The 9232-nt window shown below is 72.1% G+C and carries 7 protein-coding genes and 1 pseudogene; 4 read left to right on the top strand and 4 right to left on the bottom strand.

What is annotated here, in order from left to right; genetic code table 11:
• Positions 1–299: pseudogene (locus tag BMX97_RS04555) on the bottom strand (IS66 family transposase); the annotation flags it as partial.
• Between the two features lie 552 nt (positions 300–851).
• Between BMX97_RS04555 and BMX97_RS04550 the strand changes: the two are divergent.
• Positions 852–2612 carry a sensor histidine kinase gene (locus BMX97_RS04550; protein ID WP_244538275.1) on the top strand — a complete coding sequence of 587 codons (1761 nt, stop codon included), beginning with the start codon at positions 852–854 and terminating at the stop codon, positions 2610–2612.
• 33 nt (positions 2613–2645) lie between these two features.
• Here the strand turns inward: BMX97_RS04550 and BMX97_RS04545 are convergent, their stop codons facing one another.
• A complete protein-coding gene (locus tag BMX97_RS04545) occupies positions 2646–3650 on the bottom strand; it encodes a hypothetical protein (RefSeq protein WP_177202120.1) in 1005 nt (334 codons plus the stop codon).
• A gap of 310 nt (positions 3651–3960) precedes the next feature.
• On the opposite strand from BMX97_RS04545, the gene BMX97_RS04540 reads away from it, so the two are divergent.
• Positions 3961–4560, top strand: a complete 600-nt coding sequence (locus BMX97_RS04540; RefSeq protein ID WP_060850279.1) for a superoxide dismutase — start codon at positions 3961–3963, stop codon at positions 4558–4560.
• Positions 4561–4618: 58 nt separating this feature from the next.
• Here the strand turns inward: BMX97_RS04540 and BMX97_RS04535 are convergent, their stop codons facing one another.
• Complete coding sequence (locus tag BMX97_RS04535) at positions 4619–5461, bottom strand: ChbG/HpnK family deacetylase (protein WP_091745820.1); 843 nt, start codon at positions 5459–5461, stop codon at positions 4619–4621.
• 102 nt (positions 5462–5563) lie between these two features.
• Here BMX97_RS04535 and BMX97_RS04530 point away from each other — a divergent pair, with 102 nt between their 5' ends.
• Both BMX97_RS04530 and murJ read left to right on the top strand, forming a co-directional pair.
• Positions 5564–6589, top strand: a complete 1026-nt coding sequence (locus BMX97_RS04530; protein WP_091745934.1) for a glycosyltransferase family 2 protein — start codon at positions 5564–5566, stop codon at positions 6587–6589.
• Positions 6590–6629: 40 nt separating this feature from the next.
• Positions 6630–8153 (top strand): murein biosynthesis integral membrane protein MurJ, encoded by a 1524-nt coding sequence (murJ, locus tag BMX97_RS04525; protein ID WP_091745931.1) that lies wholly within the window; start codon positions 6630–6632, stop codon positions 8151–8153.
• Between the two features lie 84 nt (positions 8154–8237).
• On the opposite strand, the gene BMX97_RS04520 is transcribed toward murJ, so the two are convergent.
• Positions 8238–8954: a PhoH family protein gene (locus BMX97_RS04520; protein WP_060850282.1), complete on the bottom strand. Its 717-nt coding sequence runs from the start codon at positions 8952–8954 to the stop codon at positions 8238–8240.
• Between the last annotated feature and the right edge of the window lie 278 nt (positions 8955–9232).

The following is a 9232-nucleotide window of genomic DNA, read 5'->3' as shown; positions in this document are numbered from 1 at the left end:
TCGACCTGCTCACACACGCGGACGATCTCGGCCGGCAGATCCGCCGCCAGGGTGCCGCCGCAGCAGGGGCACTGACCCCGGCGGTGGGCCACGACCTCGTCGGGATCGGGGCTGAGCGTGCGGCTGTGCCCCTCGTGACCGGGTTTGGCGCCGCCCGGCTCGGCCTGCTCGCGCCGCTCCTTGCGATCGGTCGAGGCCGGCTTGGAGGAGGTGCGCGAGGTCTTGTCCGGCCGCTGCAGCCGCAGCACCGGCTCGATCAGCTCCTGCTTGCTCAAACGCTCAAGATCGCTGCGGCTCATCTCACGAGAGAATCAGCGAAATCAGCTCTCGGCAAGAGGCGCTGCGAGTGCACGCCATCGGCTCCTCGCCGGCGTCACGCCGCGACCGAGCGCACCCCCTGAGTAATTACCCTGAGGTGTTGACGCTCGGAGATCGCACGCGATCTATGATCGCCAGCACCTCAGGATGAGGTGGAGGGTAGGATAGAAAATCCTCTCGCGATTGTGCCGTCGCAAGGCAAAAAGGCTCCGATTCTTCTCGCACAGCGGATGACGATCGAGCTCGGCGCCACGCTGGCGGCGCTGGTCGGCATTCTGCTCGCGGCGATCCGTTACATGCCGGCGCGTCACGGCGTGGGGGTTCGGGACAGTCCCGCGGATCGGCAGGTGCTCCATCGCACCGCCGGCCCGGCATCGACGTTCGACCTTGCCGCCGGACGCTCGGAGGAGCATGTTTTTCCGTCAAACCGCCAAGCCGGGCCGGGCGGACCCCGTCGGCCCGGGATCTCGCGCAGGAGGCGGGGCGCGAGGTGCCGCGCCCGTCGCCCTCCGACCCATCAGGAATGCGCCGCCTTGGAACAGAGGCCTGACGCCGCCGCCGGCCTGCCGGACGACCTCCTTGCCCGCCTCGCCTTCGAGGGCGCGCCGGTCGCCCTCGCCTGCGTGAACGGCTCGGACGGGCGCATCGCGGCCGCCAACCCGGCGCTGGCGGCCCTGCTCGGCACGGCGCCCGGTCGCCTGATCGGGCGGACCCTCGGCGAGGGTGGCGGCGACCCGGCGACCGGGGAAACGATCTGGCACCGGGCGGATGGATCGACCGTCCGGCTGAGGCTGCGCGCCGGGCCGGAGCGGGACGGGCATCGCGTCGTCGCGGTCGACGCCATCTCGGAGGAGCCGACGCCCCGCGCGGATCCGCTCCGGGAGCACGGGCATCTCGCGCTCGCCGCCGCGGGCCTCGGCGAGTGGAGCTGGAGCCCGGCGGACGGCCGCGTCGTCCTGTCGGACCGGGCCGCCGCGATCCTGGGATACCCGGCCGGGGCGACGCCGGCCTGGGCGGATCTGCGGGAGGCGGTCGCCCGCGACGACCTCGACCGGCTGCGCGCCGCGGTGGAGGACGCCGTCGCCAAGGCGATCCCCTACGCGGTCGAGCTGCGGTTCCGCCGGGCCTGCGACGGCCAGGAGGCCTGGATCTCGGCCCGCGGCCGGGCGATCCCGGGGCCCGACGGGGCGCTCGCCGGCATGGCCGGCATCGTCCAGGACGTGACCGCCCGGGAGGAGGCGCGGCGCGCCCTGCACGACCGCGAGCAGCGGCTGCGGGTGGCGACCACGGTGGCGGCGCTCGGCATCTTCGAGTGGCACGTGCTGGCCGACCAGTCGCTCTGGGAAAACGAGCGCATGTGGGAGATTTTCGGCCGCCGCCCGCAGGACGGCACCATCAGCATGCGCGAGTTCTTCCGTACGGTGGTGCACCCGGAGGACAAGGCGGCGTTCCGCCAGGCCGTGACCGCGGCGCTCCACAGCGACGGGGTCCTGCACGCAACGACCCGCATCCGCCGCAGCGGTCCCGACGACGCCGGTACGGCCTGGCGGACCATCGAGATGGCCGGCCGCTTCGAACGCGACGGGCCGGCCGGCCTGCCGAGCCGGCTCATCGGCGTCGTCGCCGACATCACCGACCGGCGGCTCGCCGAGGAGCGTCAGTCGCTGCTGATCCGCGAGCTGCACCACCGGGTGAAGAACACGCTCGCCACCGTCCAGGCGATCGTCGGCTCGACCGCCCGCACCGCGTCGAGCATCGACAGCTTCTACGAGGCGTTCGTCGGCCGGATCATGTCGCTCGCCCACACCCATTCGGTGCTGACCGAGGACGTCTGGCAGACCGCCTCCCTGCGCACCCTGCTGGAGAACGAGCTGCGGCCCTACGCCGACGGCGCGATGCTGCCGGGGACCGGCGGGCGGGTCGAGCTCGACGGCCCCGCGGTCGACCTGCCGTCCGAGATCGCCGTCCCGATCGGCATGGCGATCCACGAGCTCACCACCAACGCCGCCAAGTACGGCGCCCTGTCGAACCGGGCCGGGCGGGTGCGGATCCGCTGGAGCCTCGAATCCGGGCCGGACCGTCCGCGCCTGCGCTTCCATTGGCAGGAATCCGGCGGCCCCGCAGTGGCGCCGCCGACCCGCCAGGGCTTCGGCTCGCGCCTGCTGCAGCGGGTCCTCACGACCCAGGTCCAGGCCGAGGTCGCGACCGACTACGCGGCCGGCGGCCTCGTCCTGACCATGCTGGCACCGCTGCCGGTCCGAAACGCCGCGCTCAACCCGCTGGCGGCGTTGTGAGCGGGCGGGCCGGGAGGGGGCGTTTCCGAGCCGTCACGCGCTGCGGGCCGCGCCCTCGCCGCCGGCGCTGCGAAACGCCTTCAGCTCCTCGATCGACGCGAAGTGGAAGCGCCCGGCCGGCGTCTCGGCGTCGATCGTGCCGTCGGCATACATCGTGTAGGTGTTGTCGCCGGCGTCGTAGGTGCCGATCACCGCCTTGCCCGGCGGCTCCTCGGGCGCGGGCTCCTCCCGGGCCGTTTCCTCTTGGACCAATTCCTGCTGGGCCGATTCCTCTCGGCCCGGCTCTTCCGCGATGGGTTCGGAGACCGGCGCGACGGGCGGCTCCTCCACGATCGGCTGGCGCGCCTCTTCGGGGTGCGTCGGCAGGGGAAGCGAGGGCTCGGGCGGCGCGACGGCCGGGGGCGGTTCGGCCTCGACGACCGGGTCCGGCAGGTGGGATTGCGGCTCGTGCGCGGGCGCGGCCTGTTCCGGGGGCACGGCCTCCGGCGGCGCGGGCTGGTGAGGCTCGTGAAGGTGAGCCTCGTGCAGGTGAGCCTCGTGAAGGTGAGCCTCTTGCGGCAGGGCCGGGTCGGCGTCGTCGGCCCGGCGCAGGCGGAGCTCGCTGGCCGCGAGCCCGACCGCCGCGGCGCCGGCCGCCAGGGCGGCGGCGTTGCCGAGGCCCGTCGGCTCGGAGGGCTGCGGCGCGGGGACCGGGAGCGTCCCGTGGGCCGCATCCTGGACCGGCAGCGGCGCCGTCGGGATCGGCGGCATCACCGGCTCGCTGCGGGCCGGGCGGACCGGGCCGGGGGGCTCGGGGAAGGCCGGCGCCGCGGCGAGCGGCGTGGCCGCCCGGTCGGACCGCAAGGCGCGCTCGATGCGCCCGAGCCGAGCGACCACGGCCGCGAGGCCGAGCAGCACCGCGCCCCCGCTCGCCCCGACCGTGCCGGCGATCACCATGGTCCAGCCGACCTCGAGCCGGATGAACGGAATGCCCTGGACCATCGCGGCGAGACCGCCGATCAGCATCAGGAGGGCGAGCACGGACAACGCAACGATCATCGGATTCTCGGAGGTGGCGGCACGAAGCGGGTCGATCCCGGCGGGCGATCGGGGACAGCCGGACGGTCGGCCGGGAGCCGTCGCCCCGCCCGCCCGCGCGACAGGCTTAAAGGTGCAGGCCGCATTTGCAAAATCGCCACGCTTGAACCGCCCTCGACGGCCTGCAGCAGGCCGCCAAAGCCCGGGACGGCGCCGCCGGGTTGGGCCGAGCGGCGTTGCCGCCGGCGCACGGCCGACTTAGGTAGACGCGGGTGACGCGGCGGCTTCCCCGGGAAGCGCCGCGAGGACCCGAGCGATCCGGAGACACGCCATGGCCTTCACGCTGCCCGAACTCCCCTACGCCTACGACGCGCTGCAGCCCTACATGTCGAAGGAAACCCTGGAGTTCCACCACGACAAGCACCACAAGGCCTACGTCGACACCGGCAACAAGCTGCTCGAGGGCTCGGAGCTCGCCGGCAAGAGCGTCGAGGAGGTGGTAAAGGCCTCCTACGGCCAGAACCAGCCGCTGTTCAACAATGCCGGCCAGCACTACAACCATATCCACTTCTGGCAGTGGATGAAGCCGAACGGCGGCGGCGCCATTCCGGGCGCGATCGAGAAGAAGATCGCCGAGGACCTCGGCGGCACCGACAAGTTCAAGGCCGACTTCATCCAGGCCGGCGTGTCGCAGTTCGGCTCCGGCTGGGCCTGGCTCGCCGTGAAGAACGGCAAGCTCGAGATCATGAAGACCCCCAACGGCGAGAACCCGCTGGTGCACGGCGCCAAGCCGATCCTCGGCGTCGACGTGTGGGAGCACTCCTACTACATCGACTACCGCAACCGCCGTCCCGACTACCTCAAGGCGTTCATCGAGAACCTGGTGAACTGGGAGCACGTCGAGAAGATGTACGGCGAGGCGATCGCCTGATCGGCGCCTGAGCGTCGGAAATCGAGAGCCCCCTCCCCGCCCGGGCGAGGGGGCTTTTCTATGCCGCGGGCCCCGGCACGAGCCGCAGGCTTTCCCGTTCCAGGAACGCCGCGAAGCGGTCGGAGCCGAGATAGGCGAGTTCGCGCGGCCGGCTCGCCACCACGGGATCGAGGGCGCGCAAGGCCTCGTCGCTCTCGCCCGGATGGCACATCACCACCGGGGCGGGCCCGAGCGCTCCGAAGCTCCGCTCGAAGGCTTCCGCGAACCCGTCGCCCTCGGCGAAGTTCGAGAAGCCGGAGAAGCCGCGATTGGTGGCGAACCCCGCCCGCCGGGCCGCCGCGCGAAAGCCGAGCCCGAGCCCCGCGACGACGGCCGCCTTGCGGGCCTGCGGGCGGGCGAGGATCGCCGCCGGACGATCGCCGGGATCGCGCAGCCAGCCGCGCCAGCCCCGCGCCGCCAGCGCCCCGAGGAGCGCACCGCGCACGCCGGGCAGGACGTGGACGTGCTGGTGCCCGTCGACGAAATCCGGCAGCCGGCCCATCGCCTGCGCGAAGGCGTCGAGCTGACGCTCGATCTCGCCGCGGATCTCGGCCGCCGGCAGGCGTCCCGACAGGCTCGCGGAGAGAATCCGGCCGAGCGGCGGCAGGCGCCCGTCCGGCGCCAGACGCGGCATCGCGCCGAGGGGCGCCCCCGCCGTCAGGGTGAGGTGGAGCCCGAGCCCAACCGTGCCGGCGAGTTCCCGCAGTGGCGGAGAGTCCGCGCGGAAGGCCGGGATGTTGGTCATCGACCCGGTGGCTGATATGCGGCCCTCCCGCGCCAGTTCGAGGATGCCCCGGCTGACGCCCGGGCTCAGGCCGTAATCGTCGGCGCAGAGCACGACCGGGCGCCGTTCAGGAAGCATGGCTTAGATCTCGCGCATGAACCGCCGGTGCCCTGCACCGGCCCGATGACCGATCGCCGCCGGCTCGCGCCGCGGCGCGACACCGAAACGAGGGACAGCACCGTGGAGCTGTTCGCACACCCCGCGCCGGTCGACCTGAGCGTCGTCATACCGGTCTTCAACGAGAGCGCCAACGTCGCCCCTCTGCTCGCGCGCCTCACCCCGGTGCTCGAGCGGCTGACGCCGGCCTGGGAGGTGGTGTTCGTCGACGACGGCAGCCACGACGAGACCGCCGCCGTGGTGGCGGCCCACCACGCCGCGGAGCCCCGCATCGGCGCGGTCTCGTTCAGCCGCAACTTCGGCAAGGAGATCGCCATCGCGGCCGGGCTCGACCATGCCGAGGGCCGCGCCGTGGTGATCATGGACGCCGACCTGCAGCACCCGCCCGAGCTGATCGCGGCCTTCTGGGAGCGCTGGCGCGAGGGCAACGTGATGGTCTACGCCCAGCGCACCGACCGCGACGACGAGAGCGCGATGCGGCGCGGTTTCGCCCGGCTGTTCTACCGGCTCTTCGCCCGCTTCGGCGAGATGCCGCTGCCGGAGGGCGCCGGCGACTTCCGGCTCATCGACCGCAAGGGCGTCGAGGTGCTGCGGGCGCTGCCCGAGCGGGCCCGGTTCTCGAAGGGCCTGTATTCCTGGATCGGCTTCCGCTCGGTCGGGGTGCCCTACCAGGTCGAGGAGCGCCAGCACGGCAGCTCGAAATGGAGCTTCCGCAAGCTCTTCCGCTTCGCCTTCGACGGCATCACCTCGTTCTCGACCGTGCCGCTGCGGGTCTGGACCTATCTCGGCGGCACGATCGCCGCCGTGGCGCTGCTGGCGGCGCTCTACTTCGTCGCCGACACGCTGCTGCGCGGGCCGGACGTTCCGGGCTACGCCTCGCTGATCGTCTCGGTGATGTTCTTCTCGGGCGTGCAGCTGATGTCGCTCGGCATCATCGGCGAGTATATCGGCCGCATCTTCGCCGAGGTGAAGCGACGCCCGCTCTACGTCGTGGCCGAGCGCATCGGCCCGGCGGCGGTCGGCCACGACCGCCTGGTCCGCGACGACCGCCGCGGCGAGCGGCGTGCCCGGTATTCCGGCGCCGTGTGAGCCCCGCGCGCAACCGCCACGCTGTGCTATGGAGCACGGCATGATTCGCAGCATCCTCTCGGTCGGCGGCTGGACGCTGGTCTCCCGCGCCACCGGCTTCCTGCGCGACGTGGTCATGGCCGCCGTGATGGGCGCCGGACCGGTCGCCGACGCCTTCGTGGTGGCCTTCCGGCTGCCGAACCACTTCCGTGCCATCTTCGGCGAGGGGGCGTTCAACGTCGCCTTCGTGCCGACCTACGCGGCGCTCGACGCGGAGGCCGGGGCCGCGCGCGCCTTCGCCGACCGGGTCTTCACCCTGATGCTGCTGGTGCAGATCGCGCTGCTGGCGCTCGCCCTGCCGCTGATGCCGGTGATCGTGCGGGCGCTGGCGCCCGGCTTCGCCGACGAGCCCGAGAAATTCGCGCTCGCGGTGACGCTCACCCGCATCACCTTCCCGTACCTCCTGTTCATCACCCTGGTGACGCTGCTGTCGGGCATCCTCAACGCCCGACGGCGCTTCGCCGCCGCCGCCGCCGCGCCGGTGCTGCTCAACGTCTCGCTGTTGGCCGCGCTCGCCCTCGCCTTCCTGTTCCCGAATGCCGGTCATGCCGCCGCCTGGGGCGTCGCGGTGTCGGGCGTGCTGCAATTCCTGCTGGTCTGGGCCGATGCGCGCCGGGCCGGGCTCGCCCCGTCGCTGGTGCGCCCGACCCTGCGCGATGCCGGAATGCGCCGGTTCTTCCGGATGCTGGGACCGGCGGTGATCGGCTCGGCCGGCGTGCAGATCGCGATGTTCGCCGATACGATCATCGCCTCGTTCCTGCCGACCGGCGCGGTCTCGGCGCTCTACTACGCCGACCGGCTCTACCAGTTGCCCTTCGGGGTCATCGGCATCGCAGCCGGCACGGTGCTGCTGCCGGAAATGAGTCGGCGCATCGCCGCGGGCGACCAGGACGGGGCGCATGCGGCGCAGAACCGCGCCACCGGCTTCTCGCTCGCCCTCTCGGCGCCGTTCGCGGTGGCGTTCCTGCTGGTGCCCGACCTGATCATGACCGCGCTGTTCCAGCGCGGCGCCTTCGACGCGGAGGCGGCCGCCCGCTCGGGCGCGGTGCTGGCCGCCTACGGGCTGGCGCTGCCGGCGGCGGTGCTGATCCGCAGCATCGTGGCGAGCTTCTACGCCCGCCAGGACAGCCGCACGCCGGTCGTCGCCTCGCTCACCGCGGTCGCGGTCAATGTCGGCCTGAAGGTGATGCTGACGGGACCGCTGGGGGTGATGGGCCTCGCGCTCGCCACCGCCGCCGGGGTCTGGGTCAACGTGCTGATCCTGTTCTGCCTCGCCTACGGCCGCGGCTGGACCGCGCCGAGCCGGACCCTGATCGTCACCGCCGGCGGGGTGCTGGCGGCCTGCGTGGTGCTCGCCGGCTGCACGCTCGGCGGCCTACCCCTCATCGACGGCCTGATGCCGGCGCTGCCGCGCTTCCGCGACCTCGCGGTGCTGTCCGCGCTCGGCGCCGCCGGGCTCGTCGCCTACGCGGCGACCCTGCTCGTGGCGCTACGGCTGTTCGGGGTGCGGCTGAAGCGGGTCTGACGCGAGACGGTCACGTCGCCCCGCGGGCTGATGTGGGCAGCGCGCCCGCCCGGTCCCGACGACCGGACGGGCTGGCCTTCCGGGTCAGACGCGGGCTTCCTCGAAGGCCCGCACCCACTCGGCGCAGATGCCGGAGCGCACGATGTCGTCGAGGCCGAACTCCACGATCGGGATCGGCATCATCCGGCTCTTCACCAGATGGATCACGGTGCGCAGGCCCGAGGTCTCGCGCAGGTCGGTCTGCGAGACATCGCCGTTGATGATGACCTGGGTGTCGTCGCCGATCCGGGTCAGGAACATCTTGATCTCGGCCGGGGTGGTGTTCTGGGCCTCGTCGAGGATCACCAGGCAGTTCTTGAAGGTGCGGCCGCGCATCACCTCGAACGGCACGACCTCGATGTCTCCGGCCTTCACGGCGATCTCGAAGGCGCCCTCCCCCATGCGCTCCTTCATGGTCTCGGTGAGGGGAGCGACCCAGGGGGCGATCTTCTCCTCGATGCTGCCGGGGAAGAAGCCGAGGGAGCGGCCGGAGGGCACGTTCGGCCGGGTGATGACCACCTTGGCGACCCGGCGCTGGCGCAGCAGGTCGGCGGCGCGGGTGCCGGCGATGTAGGTCTTGCCGGTCCCGGCAGGGCCGAGGACGATGACTTGCGGGTGGGAACCAAGGGCGTCGAGATATTCGGCCTGGCGGGCCGTCATCGGCTGGATCGGTGGCGGGTTGCGCTCTTCCTCGAAGCGAGTGCGGTGCACTCGGATCGGGCGGTCATCAACCAGTTCAAGTCGTGCGCGTCGTCTCTTCACGGATCAACACTCCCACTGGACTTGCGGTGCCGATTGTCGTGTGCCCTCTCGTGTCCCTGTTCTCCTGCGTTGTTCTGACGGCTTTAAGCCTCGGGAGGCCGCGACGGTTCCGGACGGGGTTGACGCAGGCGGTGGACAAGTCCGCCTGTTTCGACCGTCAGGGTAAGCAGAGGATGATGAACGAGCAATTGTCGCGCCGCACCATGCCGTTGCGAAACGGCGCGGGGCCGGTACGGAACGGCAAATTGTGATGAAAACCACACAGCGGCGCAGTGGCC

Source organism: Methylobacterium sp. ap11 (assembly GCF_900110515.1).
GTDB classification, from domain to species: Bacteria; Pseudomonadota; Alphaproteobacteria; order Rhizobiales; family Beijerinckiaceae; genus Methylobacterium; species Methylobacterium ajmalii.
Note: the sequence above shows the minus strand (reverse complement) of the source record. Positions and strands in the feature narration are given on the sequence as shown.

Coding starts and splice junctions, on each gene's coding strand:
- BMX97_RS04545 (WP_177202120.1), bottom strand. CDS start 3,650: ATGATCGTTGCGTTGTCCGTGCTCGCCCTCCTGATGCTGATCGGCGGT.
- BMX97_RS04540 (WP_060850279.1), top strand. CDS start 3,961: ATGGCCTTCACGCTGCCCGAACTCCCCTACGCCTACGACGCGCTGCAG.
- BMX97_RS04535 (WP_091745820.1), bottom strand. CDS start 5,461: ATGCTTCCTGAACGGCGCCCGGTCGTGCTCTGCGCCGACGATTACGGC.
- murJ (WP_091745931.1), top strand. CDS start 6,630: ATGATTCGCAGCATCCTCTCGGTCGGCGGCTGGACGCTGGTCTCCCGC.